General features: G+C 60.4%; 14 protein-coding genes and 1 tRNA gene. 8 read left to right on the top strand and 7 right to left on the bottom strand.

Annotation, left to right across the window (positions count from 1 at the left end; translation table 11 throughout):
* Window positions 1-74 precede the first annotated feature (74 nt).
* Both GO988_RS21025 and GO988_RS21030 read left to right on the top strand, forming a co-directional pair.
* Window positions 75-2,714, top strand: coding sequence for a cation-translocating P-type ATPase (locus GO988_RS21025; RefSeq protein ID WP_157569316.1), 2,640 nt, complete (start codon window positions 75-77; stop codon window positions 2,712-2,714).
* 80 nt (window positions 2,715-2,794) lie between these two features.
* Window positions 2,795-3,640, top strand: coding sequence for a universal stress protein (locus GO988_RS21030; RefSeq protein WP_157569318.1), 846 nt, complete (start codon window positions 2,795-2,797; stop codon window positions 3,638-3,640).
* A 234-nt stretch (window positions 3,641-3,874) separates the two neighbouring features.
* Here the strand turns inward: GO988_RS21030 and GO988_RS21035 are convergent, their stop codons facing one another.
* The 5 genes from GO988_RS21035 to GO988_RS21055 all read right to left on the bottom strand — a co-directional run bounded on the left by GO988_RS21035 (window position 3,875) and on the right by GO988_RS21055 (window position 7,936).
* Window positions 3,875-4,270, bottom strand: a complete 396-nt coding sequence (locus tag GO988_RS21035) for a hypothetical protein (protein ID WP_157569320.1) — start codon at window positions 4,268-4,270, stop codon at window positions 3,875-3,877.
* Window positions 4,271-4,434: 164 nt separating this feature from the next.
* Entirely contained in the window at window positions 4,435-4,848 is a 414-nt protein-coding gene (locus GO988_RS21040; RefSeq protein WP_157569322.1) for a response regulator, read from the bottom strand.
* A 58-nt stretch (window positions 4,849-4,906) separates the two neighbouring features.
* Window positions 4,907-6,514 (bottom strand): ATP-binding protein, encoded by a 1,608-nt coding sequence (locus GO988_RS21045; protein ID WP_157569324.1) that lies wholly within the window; start codon window positions 6,512-6,514, stop codon window positions 4,907-4,909.
* Between the two features lie 222 nt (window positions 6,515-6,736).
* Window positions 6,737-7,243 carry a helix-turn-helix domain-containing protein gene (locus GO988_RS21050; protein ID WP_232341631.1) on the bottom strand — a complete coding sequence of 169 codons (507 nt, stop codon included), beginning with the start codon at window positions 7,241-7,243 and terminating at the stop codon, window positions 6,737-6,739.
* Between the two features lie 267 nt (window positions 7,244-7,510).
* Window positions 7,511-7,936 carry a YbbN family protein gene (locus GO988_RS21055; RefSeq protein ID WP_198172981.1) on the bottom strand — a complete coding sequence of 142 codons (426 nt, stop codon included), beginning with the start codon at window positions 7,934-7,936 and terminating at the stop codon, window positions 7,511-7,513.
* Between the two features lie 170 nt (window positions 7,937-8,106).
* On the opposite strand from GO988_RS21055, the gene GO988_RS21060 reads away from it, so the two are divergent.
* The 4 genes from GO988_RS21060 to GO988_RS21075 all read left to right on the top strand — a co-directional run bounded on the left by GO988_RS21060 (window position 8,107) and on the right by GO988_RS21075 (window position 12,232).
* Window positions 8,107-9,705 carry a sensor histidine kinase gene (locus GO988_RS21060; protein ID WP_157569330.1) on the top strand — a complete coding sequence of 533 codons (1,599 nt, stop codon included), beginning with the start codon at window positions 8,107-8,109 and terminating at the stop codon, window positions 9,703-9,705.
* A gap of 161 nt (window positions 9,706-9,866) precedes the next feature.
* Entirely contained in the window at window positions 9,867-10,919 is a 1,053-nt protein-coding gene (locus GO988_RS21065) for a response regulator (protein ID WP_157569332.1), read from the top strand.
* An 801-nt stretch (window positions 10,920-11,720) separates the two neighbouring features.
* Window positions 11,721-12,011: a hypothetical protein gene (locus GO988_RS21070; RefSeq protein WP_157569334.1), complete on the top strand. Its 291-nt coding sequence runs from the start codon at window positions 11,721-11,723 to the stop codon at window positions 12,009-12,011.
* A gap of 62 nt (window positions 12,012-12,073) precedes the next feature.
* Window positions 12,074-12,232: a hypothetical protein gene (locus tag GO988_RS21075; RefSeq protein ID WP_157569336.1), complete on the top strand. Its 159-nt coding sequence runs from the start codon at window positions 12,074-12,076 to the stop codon at window positions 12,230-12,232.
* 255 nt (window positions 12,233-12,487) lie between these two features.
* Here the strand turns inward: GO988_RS21075 and GO988_RS21080 are convergent.
* Window positions 12,488-12,561, bottom strand: a tRNA-Ala gene (locus tag GO988_RS21080).
* A gap of 77 nt (window positions 12,562-12,638) precedes the next feature.
* Here GO988_RS21080 and GO988_RS21085 point away from each other — a divergent pair.
* Complete coding sequence (locus GO988_RS21085) at window positions 12,639-13,124, top strand: hypothetical protein (RefSeq protein ID WP_157569338.1); 486 nt, start codon at window positions 12,639-12,641, stop codon at window positions 13,122-13,124.
* A gap of 173 nt (window positions 13,125-13,297) precedes the next feature.
* Here GO988_RS21085 and GO988_RS24680 read toward each other — a convergent pair whose 3' ends face one another.
* Entirely contained in the window at window positions 13,298-15,376 is a 2,079-nt protein-coding gene (locus tag GO988_RS24680; RefSeq protein ID WP_157569340.1) for an alkaline phosphatase, read from the bottom strand.
* Between the two features lie 197 nt (window positions 15,377-15,573).
* Between GO988_RS24680 and GO988_RS21095 the strand changes: the two genes are divergently transcribed.
* The gene (locus GO988_RS21095) at window positions 15,574-16,677 is read left to right on the top strand and encodes a hypothetical protein (protein WP_157569342.1); all 1,104 of its coding nucleotides are present in this window, start codon (window positions 15,574-15,576) and stop codon (window positions 16,675-16,677) included.
* Window positions 16,678-16,762 lie beyond the last annotated feature (85 nt).

The raw sequence follows: 16,762 nt of genomic DNA on the forward strand, positions 1-16,762 counted from the left end.
CTCTCCGAAATGGAGGGAAGGTCGGGGGTAGGGTTCCACGTCAGAACGAATACCCAAAGACCACCAATTCAACTATGGACTATTACCTCGCCCCCGTGGCCGACGTGGCCGCCGAGCTGGCGACCTTGCCGGCTGGCCTCGACGCGGCCACGGCCAGCCAGCGGCTGGCCGCGCACGGCCCAAACCGGCTCGCAGATGCGCACCAGAAAACCATCTGGCAGCTCGTGCTGCACCAGCTCGCCGACGTGATGATACTGGTGCTACTGGTCGCCGCCGGGGTGTCGGTGCTCATCGGCGAGGCCAAGTCAGCCTACGTTATCCTGGCCATCGTGGTGCTCAATGCCCTCATCGGCTTCGTGCAGGAGTACCGGGCCGACAAGGCGATGGAGGCGTTGCAAAAGATGGCCGCCAGCCACGCCCAGGTGCTGCGCGGCGGCCAGGCCCAGCAGGTGCCCACGGCCGACTTGGTGCCCGGCGACGTGGTGCTACTCGAAGCCGGTAACGTGATTCCGGCCGACGTGCGCTTCCTCGAAACCCACGCCCTGAAAGTAGACGAATCGTCGCTGACCGGCGAATCCGGCAACGTGGAAAAGTCCGTGGCCGCACTGCCCGTTGGCGAGTACCCGCTCGGCGACCGGCTGAACCTGGGCTACAAAGGCACGTCCATTACCAACGGCCGGGCCACGGCCTACGTGGTAGCCACCGGCATGAAGACCGAGTTGGGTAAGATTGCGACGCTCATCCAGACGGCCGAGGTGGTGACGCCACTGCAAAAGCGGTTGGGCACGCTCGGCAAGCGCCTGTCGGTAGCCGCGCTGGCGGTGGGGGCCCTGTTCTTTGGGGTCGGCTGCCTGCGGGGCGAGCCCTGGGAAAACCTGCTGCTGGTGGCCATCTCGCTGGCCATCGCGGCCTTGCCAGAGGCCCTGCCGGCGCTGGTCACCGTGTCGCTGGCGCTGGGCGCGGGCCGGCTCATGAAAAGCCACGCCCTGATGCGCAAGCTGCCGGCCGTGGAAACCCTAGGGTCGGTCACGTACATCTGCACCGACAAGACGGGTACGCTCACCCTCAACCAGATGACGGTGGAAGCCCTCTATGAAGTGCCTGCGGTAAAAATGGAAGGGCTAGCTGACCGCAATGCCCTACTCACGGCCCTGGCCCTCAACACCGACGCCAGCCACGACACGCAAAACCACTGGCTCGGCGACTCGACCGAGGTAGCCCTGGCGCGGTACGCGGCCAGCAAGGACTACGCCCGCCCCGCGCTGGAAGCGCAGTTTCCGCGCCTGGCCGAGTTGCCTTTTGACTCGGAGCGCAAGTGCATGACCACGCTGCACCAAACCCCGCAGGGCGTGCTGGTGCTCACCAAAGGAGCTGCCGGCTCGCTCTATAAACAGCTCACGGCCAGGCAGCAGGGTAGCCTGGCCGACCTCACCTGGCGCGTGGATGCGCAGGCCGCGCAGGGCTACCGCGTGCTAGCCTACGGGGCCAAAATGCTGCCCGAATTGCCCGCCGACCTCACCCCGGCCGCCGTCGAAACCAACCTCACCTTCCTCGGTTTCGCCAGCCTGATTGACCCACCTAGGGAAGAGGCGCGCCAGGCGGTGGCCGAGTGCAAGGCCGCCGGTATCATCCCCGTCATGATTACCGGCGACCACAAGCTCACCGCCAAAGCCATTGCCGAGAAGCTGGGCATCATCTCCTCTAAAGAAGAGCTGGTGCTAACCGGCCCCGAGCTGACGGCCCTGGACGAGCCCGCCTTCGCCGCCGTGGTAGAAAAAGTGCGCGTGTACGCCCGCGTCGACCCGGCGCAGAAGCTGCGCATCATCCATGCGCTGCAGGCCCGGCACCAGTTCGTGGCCATGACCGGCGACGGGGTGAACGACGCGCCGGCCCTCAAAAACGCCGACATCGGCATCGCCATGGGCATCAACGGCACCGAGGTAGCCAAGGAAGCGGCGGCCATGATTCTGCTCGACGACAATTTTGCCACCATCGTGGCGGCCGTGCGGCACGGCCGCCGCATCTACGACAACATCCTCAAGTTCATCCGCTACATCCTGGCGGGTAGCGTGGGCGAAATCACGACCCTGTTTTTTGCGCCGCTGCTGGGCCTGCCTATTACGCTGCTGGCCATTCATATTCTGTGGATTAACCTCATTACCGATGGCCTGCCCGGCCTGGCGCTGGCCTATGAGCCTTCGGAAAAGCACAGCATGCAGCGCCCGCCCGTGGCCCCGCGCCAAACCATTTTCGCCGATGGCCTAGGCTGGTTTATCCTTGGCGTGGGCTTGCTGGTGGGCCTCCTCACCATCGGGATGCAGGCCTGGTCCATCCGCCAGGGCCTGCTCCACTGGCAAACGATGGCCTTCACCGTGCTCTGCTTCAGCCAACTGGGGCTGGCGCTGGCCATCCGCTCGCGGCGCGAGTCCCTTTTCAGCCTTGGGCTGCTTTCCAACAAGCCCATGCTAGGGGCCGTGGCCCTGACCGTGGCGCTGCACCTGCTCATCATCTACGTGCCGTTCGGCAACCGCTTGTTCAGCACCCAGCGCCTCACCCTGGCTGAGCTGGGTGTCACGCTGGCTTTATCCAGCCTAGTCTTTTGGGCGGTTGAGCTGCAAAAGCTTATCGTCTGGCGGCGTGGGGTGGCGATAGCTCCGCAGCCCACGCCGGCTACCCAGCCGTTGCCGAAATCTGCCACGCTGGCGCCAGCTTAGGTCTAGTCGCCTGGCCCTACTTAAGTATATAGGCAACAGTAGCTCAAACGGGCTACTGCTGCTGTCTTAGCCCCTTCATAATGCAGCCTACTCTCGTTGTGCTCACCGATTTTTCGCCCGCTGGTGACCGGGCCTGCGCTTACGCCGCCGCACTGGCCGCCCCGCTGGGGGCAGCGCTGCATTTGGTGCACGTGTTTTCGCTGCCTCACACCAGCCCCCGCATGGCCGTGGCCATGCACGAGGCCATCGCCGAGCACGTGCAGGAAGACGGCTGGCGGCTGCAGCAAAAAGCCCGTGAACTGCCCCTGACGGCCACCACGCAGGTAGTCGAGGCGGACTGGGCGGGCGCCGTAGCGCAGGTGCTGGCCGACTACCGCCCGCTGCTGCTGGTGGCGGGCCTCACCGCCACCGATGGCCCCCTCCATGAGTGGCTCAGCAACCGCCCCTTGCCCCTGGCCCACCAGACGGGCTACCCGCTGCTGCTGGTGCCCGAAAACCTGCCCCTGGCCGCCCTGCACGCGCCCCGCCGTCTGCTGCTAGCCGTGGAAGACCGGCCTTTTCGGCTTTCGCCTGAGGCGCAGTTGCTGGGGCCGCAACTCGATATTTTGGGCTGCCAGGCCTTGGTGGTCACCGTCGTGCCGCTCGGCGCGCCTCCGATTGGCCAGGCTGGGCTGCGCGCAGCCCAGCACTGCGGCCTAGGCGCAGTGCTGGGTCAGGCCAAGCTACGCCGGGTAGTGGATGCGAGCCCGGCTTCGGGCATCTGGCAGGCGGCCGATGAGCTGGAAGCCGACTTAGTAGTACTGCTCGACCAGGGCCACGGCTGGGCGCACAAAGTATTCAGCGGCAGCGTCATCGCCGATGTAGTGCGTTACTCGCAAGTGCCCGTGCTGCTACTTGCCGCGCACCTAGGGCCCAAAAATAATTAGTGCTGGCTATTCATTTTCCGTCTCGTTTCTTTACTATGCTTCTCCCCATCCTTGTTCTGTCGGCTTTTATGCTGACGCACGCTACGCAGACATCCTGACCTAGGCGGTCGGTGGCAAGCTGGTTCTGCTGCACGTAAAGCGTGCCTCGCTTTTCAACCTCTGCCAGGTGCTGCCTGAAGGTTTGCACAAAGCTTAGCTGGCTGCCCAACTCGACATGTTAGTGCGCGAGGTTTTTCAAGCAACGCTTAGCTTGCCAGCTTGCTGCACCAGCCACTCGTTGGCTGCGCCTTCCTCGTTGAAGAGGGCGACGTGGACGGACCGTTGCAGCTGCGCGACGTGCACGATATTCAGTGCGTGGTCATTGATGCGCACCAAATGACTGGGCGACAGCAGGTAAGACAAAAAAGTTGGTCCCCCAAAATGGGCCGCCAGCGTGGGCATAAAGGTATCCAGCAGCCACTGCGCCGTTTCCGGGTCCTCGTTGTTGCGCCGCCGGATGTCCAGCAGCCAGAGCCGGGAGCCAAGTAGTTGGGCCTCTGCCAATAAATACTGGTAACTCGTCCGCATTTCGGTAGGGGTGACTTCGCACAGCCACCGGCAAACCATGGTGCCCGTTTCCACGCGGTGCATACACTCCAAATAACCCGTTAGTCTCTTCATTAACGTTGTAAATTCTCTGATTCGGTTGAAATTTTAGGATAATTAGTTAGTCTTTCAACTAAGCATAATTTGGGGATTGCGGCCCCTGCTTGGGGAGGCTATCTTGATGCAACTAACTGATTGAAAAATACTTATCAGGCTGTCAGCTGGCGCTGAAAGTGCTCTTGCAGCAAAGCGCTAATTTTGACTCGCGTTAGGGGCTTTTGCAGCACGGCCAGGTGACGTAGGCCCCGCAGGCGTGATAGGTCGTGGGGATGCACGGAGGAGGTGAGCACGACCACGCAAATTGCCTGCGCCGGGGGCTGAGGCTGGTAGGCCGCCAAAAAGTCGATGCCGCTCATGACGGGCATTTGGAGGTCAAGCAATACCAGCGCCGGGCATGTGGCGCCTGCCGCGCCGCAGTGCTGGGCCAGCAGCGCCAGCGCCTCTTGCCCGTTGTGGGCTACCAGCACGTGGTTTGTAACGCCTAGCTGCTTGAGCAAGTGCGCGTTTAAGTAATTGGTGGTTTCGTCGTCGTCGACCAACAGAACACTGGAGAGCTTTTGCATGGGTGGGAAGGGGAGTGCTAAAACCGGGGGTGTCGTCTTGTTTTCTCAACTTTTCTCTTTAGGCATTGCCGGGCAGCGAGACGGTGAACGTGCTGCCTTCCCCAATCTGGCTCTGCACGGCAATGGTGCCCCCGGCGTTTTCTACTAGGCGCTTGACCATGTAGAGGCCGATGCCCGTGCCAGCCACGTGGTCGTGCAGGCGCTGAAACAGGCCAAAAAGCTGGCCTTGCTGGTCCTCGGTTAGCCCCAGCCCGTTGTCCTGCTCGAGCACCACGGTGCCGCTGGTGCTGCGGCAGCGCAGCTCCACGACGGGCGGGCGGGCCGGGTGCCGGTACTTGAGGGCGTTGCTCAGCAAATTGTACACGATGCTGCGCAGGTTTTGCGGCGCGAACGAGACGTGGGGGCACGCCGCCACCGTGACCGTTAGCTCGGCCCCGGCGGTAGCCAGGTCGGGGACTAAGTCGAGGCGCAGGTCTTCTACTAGGGCGGCCAGGTCTACGGTTTCGGCGGGTTGGGTGTGGGCGCGTTGCAGCAGGGCCACGTCGGTCAGCTGCGCGATAGTGAGCTTGAACCGCTCCACGGACCGCTGCATGCGGGCGAGCAAGGGCTCGACCGCCCCGGCTTGCAGAGCTTCGGCCGGCAGCTCGTCGCGCAGGGCCGCCAGCAGGCCCTCGATGTTGCCAATCGGCGTGCGCAAGTCGTGCGATGCCACGTAGATAAACGTATCGAGGTCCGTGCTCGTGCGCAGCTGCTGCTGGCTGGTGCGGTTGCCTTCGAGGCGCAGCGCCTCCATCTGGGCGCGGGCCAGCACTTGCTCCGTCACGTCGTAGGCCAGTACGGAAAGGCCGGCCGTTTGGCCGTTTTCCTGAAACGCCTGGTACGTGAAGGTGAAGTACGCCGTGGTGGGCGGGCCGCCGCCTGGGGGTGCCAGCACCAGCGGCATTTCGGCGCCAAAGTACATGTTGCCCGTGCGGTACACCTGGTCGAGCAAGGCCACGTACCCCTGGGCTGCGGCTTCGGGCACGGCGTCGACCAGCGAGCGGCCGGTCAATTCCCGGCCCGGAAACAGCCGCTGGTAGGCCGGGTTCACGTACTCGATGCGGTGCAAGGGCTCGCGCAGTAGGCAAATGGCGGCCGGGGTTTGCTCGAATACCTGGTGAAACGTAGCCCGCTCCTGGGCTTGGCGCTGGGCGGCGGCCAGCGCTTCGGCCTGCAAGGCGTCGTTCTGGCGGCGGGCAAGCACCGCGTCCGTGACGTCGTAGGCAAAAAATGAAACTCCCACGATGTGGCCGTGCTCCTGGTAGGCGTCGAAAGAGAACGTGAAATAGCGCGGGTGGGCGAGCAGCTCGGCGGCCGGGGCCAGGGCCAATTCCTGCTCGACTCCTAGGAAAGAAACGCCGGTGCGGTACACCTCGTCGAGCGCGGCAACCAGCTCCGGCGCAACGGCGCCGGGAAACACGTCGGCCAGGGGGCGGCCGGGTGGCAGGGGCTGGCCCGAAAAGAGCCGCTCAAAGGCGGGGTTGCAGTAGTCGAGCACCTGGGCCGCGCCGCGCAGCACGCAAATGGCGGCATGGGTCTTGTTCAGAAATCGCGTGAGGCTGGCGTGCTGCTGCTCGGCGTCGGCCAGGGAAATGGGCAGCGGTAGCCCAGAAGAAGGGGTTAGCATAGCGGCGCCAGACGAAATAAAGAAATAAATAAGCCAGGAATATATACAGCTGCGAAAGCTGCAATAATTTGACGGTCAAATATTTAATCTAGCTTCTCACGGCCACGAGCCAAACGCTGAGTTACAGCTAGTTGAAAGGATAGAATCTACCCTGCAAAGCTCTACCTCATGTCCCGCGTTTATTTTACGTGATTATCCAAAAAAAATGCATTATTTCCACCTCTACAAATGCCGCATTTTATGCTTTAGCTGCTTGAAGAAAGTGGGCGTCAGTCCCGTCGTTTTTTTGAACTGCCCCGACAGGTGAGCCACGCTGCAATAGTTGAGCTTATGCGCGATTTCAGTCAGGTTCAGCTCGTCGTAGAGCAGCAGCTCCTTTACGCGCTCGACGCGATGATTGATGATTGACTGCTCAATTGTGACGCCGGTAGCTTCCGAAAACAGCGTAGACAAGTATCGGTAATCGCGGCCCAGCTGCTGGCTGATGTACTCGGAATTCTTTATTTTAAGCAGATTATCAGCATGATGCACCAGTTGCTGGATAACTGCTTTTATCTGCTCTATCACTTTGCCTTGGTCTTGGTCGAGCAGCTCTACACCCAGCTGTTGTAGCTCCTCCTTGAGCTGGTCTTGCTGCTGCGGCGTGATGCCCTTCTTGAATACCAGCTCCCCCAAATCAACCGTGCCGTGATACAGCCCCAGCTTATCAAGCTTGTCTTGTACAGCCATTTTGCACCGAACGCTGACCATGTACTTTATATACAACTTCATCTTTAATATTGCTAAAGTACCATTATAATAAAGCAAAGGTAACAAGCTATTTGCTGCACGAGGCAGCCTACTCAGCACTGGTATATCCTTCGAGCGTGCGCCGCACGCAAGCCCGAACGCTGCAAAGTGCCCCTGTTCGCGGCGGCCCAGCGGGCAGTAACACTATCGTGAAGAATAGCTATTTTCGGTAGCTGAAAGCACTATTAAATACTGATATAAAGCGTCTTAATTAACGACCAAGGCATTTGGGGTTGCTCCTGCGGCCGGCTCAGGGGCGGCGGGCGCACTGGCCAGCTCGCGCAGCAGCAGCGACGCCAGCAGCGACGCCAGCAGCGCGCTATCGGGCAGGCCTTGCTGGCGGTACAGCTCCGCGCCGTCGCGCAGCAGCACAAAGGCGGGCACGCCCCGGCCATCGAAGGCGCGCACTACGGCGGGGTGGCTCACTTCGTCTACTTTCAGCACTCGGATGGCCGTGCCTAGCTCTGCCTGCAAGCCTTGCAGCAACAGGTTGGTGGCCGTGCGCGCCAGTGGCGTTTCCTGCTCGGGGCCAGGGCCCACGGTGGGTAGCATCACGAGCAGCACGGCCGACTGAGCGGGCTGCAGCGGGACGGGGCAGAAGGAAGCATGAGCTAGGAAAAAGGAATTTGGCACCGGCCCTGCCCGAGGCGAGCCAGGAATAAGTAGCCGCAAAATTACCAGAAGCCCCCGCCGGCCCGTATGATAGATATCAGGGGACCGGGTTGACGTTTGTCAAGTCCGGTTGTTAAGGGCCGCGCGTGCCTGCTGTCTCTAGGGGCCTCCGCGCGGCCAGCTCGTTGCCCATGCCCCTGCTCCCGGATGCCTATTCGGCCGTGCTGGCCGATTTACTGTACACCCATTCGGGCGAAATGCTGGGCATTTACGACCTGGCCCTCGGGTGGTTTACGCATGTGAATCCGGCCGGGGTGCGCCTGCTGGCCTACCCCTCCAAAGAAGCCTTTTTGGCCGACCCCAACCACGCGCTGCGCGTGCCACCCTGGACGTCCGCCCAGTGGCAAAACCTGTGCGACCTTACCCGCCGCGAGGGTCACCACGAGCTGGAAGCCGATGTGCGCCGTCACGTGGGCAAGCCTTTTCGGGCCTACGTGAAGCTGACGTACTGCGAGCTGGCCGGCAAGCCCCTGCTGCTGGTCAACATCACCGAGCACAACCGCTTGCAGCAGGCCGAGCGTGCCCTGGCCCACAGCGTGCGGCGCTTCGAGGCCGTGTTTGCCAACGCCACCCTAGGTATCATTGTCTGCGATAAGCCGGGGCGCATGGTGTCGGTGAATGCGCAGGCCGGGCAGCTCTTTGGCTACTCCCCGGCCGAGCTGCTGGGCCAGCAACTACAGGTGCTGGTGCCCGCGGCCGCCCAGCCGCACGCAGCCGACAGCGCCGACCCGCTAGGGCGCCGCATGGGCCATCACGACTGCCCATTGGCTGGCCAGCGCCGCGACGGCACCGAGTTTCCGGTAGAAGCCAGTCTGAGCTATTTTTACCTCGACGAGGAGCTGTACGTGGTAGCTTACATTCTGGACCTGAGCGCTAAGCAGGCCGCCGAGCAGGAGCTGCGCGCCCAGCACGAGCGCGTGGCCCGCCTCAACGCCGAGCTTGAGCAGCGGGTCATTGACCGCACCAACGCCCTGCTGCTGACCCTGGAGCAGCTCGAAAAGCGCGGCGACGAGCTGACCCTGGCCCTGCAAGCCGAGCAGCAGCTGGGCGAGCTCAAGTCGCGCTTCGTGAGCATGGCCTCGCACGAGTTTCGCACCCCACTCACGGCTATGCTCTCCTCCGCCGACCTGATTGAGGAATTTCCCGGCACGCACCAGCAGGCGCAGCGCCTGAAGCACGTGGACCACATCCGCAGTTCGGTGCAGCACCTGAACACCATTCTGGAGGAATTTCTGTCTGTGGGCCGCATCGAGGAAGGCAGAATCGAAGCGCACCCAGCCAACCTCAACCTCGACGACTTGGTGCGCGACACCGTGGCCGACATGCAGAGCTTACTCAAAACCGGCCAAACCATCGACTGGCAGGTAGAGTGCCCCATTCCGGTGCGGCTGGATGCTTCGCTCCTGCGCAAAATCCTGATGAACCTGCTCTCTAACGCCCTCAAGTATTCGGGCGAGCACTCGGTTATCACCGTGCGGGCCAGCTGTGTGCCCAAAGAGCTGACTATTACGGTGCAAGACCAGGGCATCGGTATTTCGGCGGAAGACCAGGCCCATTTATTCGAACAGTTTTTTCGGGCGCCCAGCGTCATCACCGAGCCGGGCACCGGCCTGGGGCTCTACATCATCGCCAAGTACTTGGAACTGATGGGCGGCATCATCGACCTGCAAAGCGCGCCCGGCCAGGGCACGACGGTTGCTATCGCGCTGCCGCTCACTACGCCCGACTAGGGGGTAGGTAATCCCGAAAAGACTGTCATGCTGAGTGGAGCGCAGCGGAGTCGAAGCATCTCTACCCCATTAGTAATCAATGTCGTTGCAACGAAGCGGTAGAGATGCTTCGACTCCGCTGCGCTCCACTCAGCATGACGGTTAACTTAATTCTCTCGCCCATGCCCACTATCCTGCTAATCGAAGACCACCAGATTATTCGTGAGAACACGGCCCAGCTGCTGGAGCTGGCCGGCTACGCGACGCTGCTGGCCGAAAACGGCGAGCTGGGTGTGCAGCTCGCCCTGGCCACGCGGCCCGATTTAGTTATCTGCGACATTATGATGCCAGTGCTCGACGGCTACGGCGTGCTCCAGATTTTCAACCAGCACCCGCAACTCACGGGCATTCCCTTCATCTTTCTCACCGCCAAAACCGAGCGCACCGAACAGCGCCTGGGTATGGCCTTGGGTGCTGACGACTACCTCACAAAGCCCTTCGTGAAGGCCGAGTTGCTGAGCGCCGTGCAGGGCCGCCTCAGCCGCTTCCAGCACCTCAAGCCCGCCTATGAAGCCACGCCCAGCGGCCTAGGTCACTTTCTGGACGACGCGCAGAAAATAGGCGACTTGGCCAGCCTCTCGCTCGACCGGAAAGCCCACCTAATTCGCAAGAAGCAGGACATCTACCTGGAGGGCGACGAGGCCACGCGACTCTACTTCGTGCAGAGCGGGCGGGTGAAAACCGTGAAAACCACCGACGGCGGCAAGGAGCTGCTGGTGGGCCTGCACGGCCCCGGCGACTTCTTCGGCTACCTGCCGCTGCTCGAAAACACGCCCCACCGCGACTCGGCCACCGCCGTGGACGAAGCCGAGCTCCTTTACATTCCGAAGGATGATTTCACGGAGCTATTGCTACGCAACCCCGATGTGAGCCAGCAGTTTGTGCGCCTGCTGGCGGGCCAAGTGAGCGGGCAGGCCGAGCAGCTATTGGCCTTGGCCTACAATTCTATCCGCCGCCGGGTGGCCGATACGCTGGTGCAGCTGCACGCACATGCTGGCGGCACGGCAGAAGCCGCTATTCAGCTTACCCGCGACGACATGGCCGCCATGGTGGGTACCGCCCCCGAGTCGCTTAGCCGCACGCTCAACGAGTTCAAACAAGATGGCTTGATTGAGCTAACCCCAAATGCCATCCGGGTACTGCAGCCCGACAAACTGCGCCGGGCGCACTGGTAGACTACCAGGCGGCCCTTATTGGTCTAATCACTATTGATCGTCAATTAGCTATATTGACGCTTGCAACCCGCGGAATCAGCATAATGGATAGGTTGGAAAGGATGTTAAGCCCGCTGGCTAGGGCTGCACCAGAAAAGTCGTTTCGCCCGTTTTTACATTCAGCGTGAAGGGCCGGGGCGCAAGCAGGCGCAGCTGGCCGTCACCGATTTCCAGCGGCATCCAGAGTGGAAAACTCTTAGTGTGGCATGAGCAAGCCTATGAGCCGTCATCAGGCGTGGTGTACCGCACACTTGAACAAGAGTCACCCACAGCGCCAAGTGAGGCCCCGATATATGCTCCTGCTGCGTCGCATCGGCACGAGGTAGGCCGGCTCGTGCAGCCGCTAACAAGTAGCCCCGCACACATTATTTGGCGGGGCCAGTTGAAGGAGCGCCATCCAGTGACCGGGTTAGTTCAGCGGGTGAATGTGCACCGATTAGACGACGGCTACTGGGATTGCTACCGCGAGGAAGAATTACAGGTGGCATAGCAGATCTTTTTCACGCTAGCTTCTCCTGCTGAATTACCGAAAATTTTCTTTATCAAGGAAATAGCCTGAAAAACGGAGCACCGCATCTCCTCCATCTTTAGCAGCCTAAGTGCTCTTGACGGCCACGCCGGTTTCTTAATAGGGCGGAGCTACTAGCTGCAGTGGACAGTGCTAGAGAATGGCGATATCAGTAATGCCACGGACCTCGGCCCGACGGCGGTCCGGTTTAAGGAGTGGTTTGCAAAATAATTTATGAAAGCCTAAATTCATCCATGCACTACGAATTTAGAGACGTCGGCTTTCATGGCAAAATAATGCGTTTTATAAAGCCATTTAATTTTAACAGTGATGGCCCCGAAAGCGCACCAATTGACCAACTCATCAAAATTGGAGAGGCTATAGAGCAAGCCGAGCCAGACACCATCGTGGTTATTATGTTTGGCCAGGGCTCTACTGGCTTTAATCACAAAATCCCTGGGCGCGTAGAATTCATGAGTGAATTTTGGCCTAGCTACCGCCGCCTACCTGATGACTATTATAAGTGGGATTCAGCTGAATTTTAATAAAAAAGCCCAACCTGACTAGTGGGGCTTCTTCTTGCTCACTCCTCTGGCAGCTGCACCCTATGTGCATAATCCTCCAGCGGTACGCTACTGCTGAAGCTGCGCAGCACTACAGCCTGGTCGAACTCATTATCCACCCCCACCTCGACAAAAAACCCGCGGCCTTCATCAGGCAGGTGGTACAGGTTCACGCTGCCCTCGTCCTCCCAGCGGTTGGCTAAGAAGATACCGTACTTCAGTACCCAGTAGAGTTGCGCGACGTGATGGAGAGCGCCGGGGATAAGAAAGCGGGCTACGCCAAGCAGTACGTGATAGGGGGCTACTTGAAGTGCAGCAGCAAGTTGTTCGCTATTGTAACCCTGCTGAGTGAGTTCGGCGATATGGGCCTAATCGACAGGGCCAAGGCGGCGATGGGTTTGGGCAGGCATGAGGTCACAAAGAAAAGCCCCAACCTAGTGGGTTGAGGCTTTACCACGTGGAGAATATCGGAGTCGAACCGATGACCTGTTACTTGCGGAGCAACCGCTCTAGCCAGCTGAGCTAATCCCCCGGTTTGTAGCAAACATACGCGCTATCGGGGTGATGTCATGCCATGTATTCTGTCCACCACTAACTTATCTTGGGCTAGTGAAATTCCTTTTGCCCCTGCTGTTACTCACTGGCTCCGCCTTTGCCCAGCGCCCCACGGCCGAGCCCGTGCCGCAAGCTACGGACTTCTGGCCCTTGGATGCTCCCACGGGTACTGTCGTTTTCAGAGCCCCCACGGCCCGCCCCCGCGTACCGGCCCTGCGGCAGGCCGAGCACTTGCGCGCTTGGCTCAGCAGCACCTGTGCGGACTGGAAAGAATTGCCGAGCCAGGCAGACTCGACGCAGTTCTACCGCGGTCAACTCCGAGGCGTGCACGCCGGGGGGCTGCTGAGCTTCGCCGTGCGGGTGTGCCGGCGCCCGCTAGTGGGCTGGCAGTACATGCTGCTGGGCTTTCGGGTGGGGGCGCCCACCGGCGCTGGCTCAGTGCAGTGGGTGCCGCTGCACCGCGTGCTCGATGACCGCGACTATCAGCCCGATGTGAGTAGCTTTCAACAGCAGTTGCAGCGCGCGTTACCCGGGTTGTAAGCACAAAAAAGCCCCACCGCGGAGGGTGAGGCTTCTTAATTAGTAAAGGGTGCTGGGGCGGCGCCTATCCTGCGCGCCTGACGGTAAAGTAGCACCTAACCGAACCTATGCTATTAAAACAAGAAAGGAATGGCTGAGCCACTCCTTTCAATAATAAGCAGCTAAAGATTTGGCTAAAGCTTGATAGTCTTTTTAGATACCACTTGCCCATTGATGCGAATAGCTGCCACGTAGTAGCCACTCCGCAGACCCGTCCCATCAACCGGAATAGCGTGCGTGCCGGAAGCCAAACGCTGTTCTTTTAATACACTGCGAACATTCTGACCCATTTCGTTAAACAGGTCCATGCTCACGACTGAGGCCGATAATAAGTCAAAGCTAACTTTAAACTGATCCTCAAATGGTACTGGGCTCAGCCTGAGGCCATCGGCTAGCTGCTCAGGTATATTGCGCACGGCTAGCGTTGTTTCAAACATACTCAGGCCCAGAAAATTGGCCATAATGGGCGTCAGCGACGTATTGTCGAGGAGGCCCCGGCCCCCGATTTGATTGGCGTGGGTCCCCGTGTTATCGTCTGCTCCAACCCAGACATCCTGGGGGGTGTGGTTGCCAGCTGTGCCCGACTGGATGGTGCTGTTGCCATTAGTAAGCGGATTGGAGGCATACGCCACCACAATGCGTTTTGCTGTGGCGGAAGCCGGGGTAGGGTAGTTCTTCCCTTGAAAAGCGGTCATGACATAATCGGGATACCAGCCTCCGGCCCCGCCGTCGCCACGCACCAGGTTGGTAGGGGTAGCATAGCCAGCCTCGGCCGCGACTGCCTTGGTAATTTGGCCGGCGTAGGTCCGAATCCTGGTGCCATTGTTCGAGGCGTTGGCCTCGTCGTGCAGGCCTGTCACCGCAAAGCCGCCGCACTCGTGGTCGGAGGAGGAAAGCAGCAGGGTGCGGCCGTTGGCTGGGGTAGCCAGCAGGTTACGGCCCTCAGCCACGGCGTAGTCAAACGCCAACACTTCCTTGAGCATGTAGTCGGAGCCGTAAACGTTGGTTGTGCGCGCCGTGGTAGGGGTAGCGGCCACGCCCGCATCGCCCCCGCCCACGTACACGGGGCGGTCGGCATCTACCACAAATTGATTGGTGGTACCCGTGCCTGCGACTACCGAGATGCCCCCGGTATTGGAGTGCTCCAGGTGGTCAATGCGGCCTGCCTCCACCATCAGGAAAAAGCCCTTGCCATTGCTCTTGGCGCGTAGCACCTGAATGGCGATGTTAGTCATATCGGCCAGCGACGGTTCCCAGGCGGCGCTCGTCTGGCGGTCCTGCTCGTAGTTGACGTGCGAGGCGTTGAACAAGCCCAGCAGCTTCTTGCCGCCTGCCCCGTACTGGCTCAGGTTGTTAGCCACGCTTAGTAGCGCGTCGCGGCTGTTGACGTAGGCATAATTGCGTTGCGTCACCGCATAGTTTACGAGGTCTACATCGTCGGCGCGGTTGCCGCGCAGCGTGACGGCCGCGCCGGTGGCCGGATCAATGATGGCCGCGCCGCTCGCGTCCTTCACTGTCTCGTAAGAACTAGCCGCCGTACGGGTGCGGGGCAGGAAGTGCCGGGCGCCACCGCCGAGCACCACATCCAATTCCACGCCTACCTTGGGAGCAGGTAGCACCCAGTCGCGGGGTGCCTGGTACTTGAATGAGGCAGTGGGGCTTGCATTGAAAATAGCCTCGTACTCCCCTTCCGTTGAGGCAATGTACTGCGCCGCAATGTAGTCCTCTAAGTCGCGAAACCAAATATGGCTGGCAAATGCGGCCGGTGTAGCGTGTGTAATGCGCGCGGTGCTCACCAAGCCCACTGCGTACCCCTGCTTCTTAGCCGCTTCTAAAATGGTTTCAATGGCCGCACCCGAGCCGGGATTTAGAGCTATCACCTCGTTGTCTTGTTTACCAGGCTTGCCGCAGGCATACACCGATGCACCAGGGGCTGAGTCTGTAATCCAGGAGTTAAGCGAGTGCGTGGTTACAGTGGCGTTGTACTTCAGCTTGTCGAGGTTGAGTACTTGAAAGCCAGCGTCGCTGGGAAAGCGCTTGCCATCGCGGCCTTGACCCATGGCCATGCGCGCCGCCGTTTTAGGGGCTAGCCCAAACCCGTCGCCGATATACATGATAACGTTGTTATTGGTGGCCTGGGCCTGCACCGAGCGGGTGCTTGCACTGGCTAGCAGCAGGCTGGCGCCTACTAGCAAAGTAGTTTTCCTGAACATAAAAAACAGGGGGTTAAGAGAGGAGGGGGGAATGAGTTACCAGGCCGTAAAGGTGAGCTTTCCAAATGACGCTAAGGTTATGACTTCACAACTTCTTCATTAACCTTGTGGTGTTATAAGTCAGATAGTTAACACAATGATGATATGCTGCCGACTTAATGGTCGGCTATCTTTGGGTTCCTGCTTTCAGCCGTTTTATGATGCATTCTCCCGTGCGCCCGACTGCTTTCTTTTATTCATTCGCCAGCTCGCCGCACCGTAGCTGGTTCTTGGTTTTAGGCCTGGGGCTGCTACTGCTAACTACTACCTATACTGCCTTGGCGCGCCCCCCGCGCCGCTATGTAGTGCCCGGCCATGAGCTGCCCGTGGCGCTGCTCACGGCTGGCAAAGCCACCTACCTAGTCACCGAGCATAGCGTGTTTCGGCAGCAGGGCCGGGCCTTCGTGCGCCACTACCAGAGCGCCGCGCCCATCAGCCGAGCGCTCGTAACCGACTCATTGCTCTGGCTGGGCACGCAGCAAGGCTTGGTGCGGCTGGGTACTCACAGCTGGCAGGCACGGCCGCTAGTGCTACCCGGCGCCGGGCCGGCGGCCATTACGGCCCTGTTTCGCGATGCGGCGGGGGAGCTTTGGGTGGGCGCTACCGGCCAAGGAGTTTATAAGCTGAGAGGTGATGAGCTGCAAAGTCAGCTGCGCATCCCGGCCGTGAACGCGGGCTTGGCCACGGCCGATAGCTCGGTTTGGATAGCCACGAATATTGGCCTCTACCGCTGGCAGCACCAGGCCTGGACGCGCTACAACGAAGAAGGCGTAGCTAACCATGAAATCCCCGATAATATCGTCGAAAACCTACTGCTCGACACCAGCGGCAGCCTCTGGGTACTCATGTCGGAGGCCATTAGCGTATTCGAGAGTGCCGCGCAGTCAGGCGCTAGCGAGGCGCATGTTCCCACCATCAAATACCTCGGCCGGCCGGGCAATGAGGTCTATAGCGTGGCGGTTATTGCCGGCCAGGGGCACATCTTCGCCACCGCAATGGGTCTACTATTATTCCCCCCGCAGCCCCGCGGTGAGCTGGCGCACGTCGAGCCCAGCAGCGACCGGATTGAAACTCCTCAAATGCTGATACCCCTAACTGGGCTGGAACTGGCCGCTCCCGGCGCCTGCTTAATTCAGGTAGATAGCCGGCAGCAAGTCTGGCTGGCTAGCCCCGGCGAAGTGCGGGTATGGAGTGTCCAAGCTTTCCGCAAGGCAATGCGGCCGGCCTCTAAAGCTACCGTCAATCCAGGCAGTACTACGTGAGCTAGCAGAGGCCTCGCTCAAACCGAAAAGGCTGCGAACCTGGGTTTGCAGCCTTTTTAGGTCTCTGTCTGTACCAACCAACAGG

Source organism: Hymenobacter ginkgonis, from assembly GCF_009755225.1.
Classification (GTDB): domain Bacteria; phylum Bacteroidota; class Bacteroidia; order Cytophagales; family Hymenobacteraceae; genus Hymenobacter; species Hymenobacter ginkgonis.